The following is a 535-nucleotide window of genomic DNA, read 5'->3' as shown; positions in this document are numbered from 1 at the left end:
CCATCTTTTATAGTTCTGCCTATGATGGTCATAAGCTTGTCATGGTTTACTGTGTCAAAGAACTTTTCCAAGTCAATGTCTACAATCCAGTCGTTGCCCTCGTTCATCATATCAAGTGCTGTCAGGATTGCCTGTTGTGCACATCTGTTCGGTCTGAATCCATAACTATGATCATGGAACTGCTCCTCGTAGATTGGCGTTAAAACCTGTGCAATGGCTTGTTGTATAAATCTGTCTGTTACTGTTGGCACTCCCAGGTTTCTGAAACCGCCATCGGGTTTTGGTATCTCCACTCTCCGTACTGGCTGAGGTTTATACTTTCTTATCCTCAGCTGCTCCTTAATGATTTCGCCGTTCTTTGCAAGATGTTCTTTGAGTTCTGTGTACTTCATTCCGTCCACTCCCTCTGCACCTTTGTTTCGTACGACTTGCAGATATGCCCTGTTGAGGTTATCGCTAGATAATATCTGCTCCATTAGACTACTTGCGTCCATGCGTTCTTTCCTTTCCGTCTCGCTTGATTTGACCATCTTTT

1 protein-coding gene is annotated in these 535 nt (G+C 43.9%); it reads right to left on the bottom strand.

The window, feature by feature from the left end; genetic code table 11:
- The coding region (locus DXA60_RS18495; protein WP_243006964.1) for a reverse transcriptase domain-containing protein at positions 1-494 on the bottom strand (494 nt) is incomplete at its 3' end.
- Positions 495-535: the final 41 nt, after the last annotated feature.

The sequence above is a fragment of the Roseburia sp. OF03-24 genome, assembly GCF_003463035.1.
Lineage (GTDB): Bacteria > Bacillota > Clostridia > Lachnospirales > Lachnospiraceae > Roseburia > Roseburia rectibacter.
The sequence above is the reverse complement of the archived record's forward strand: the minus strand, read 5'-3'. Positions and strand labels throughout refer to the sequence as shown.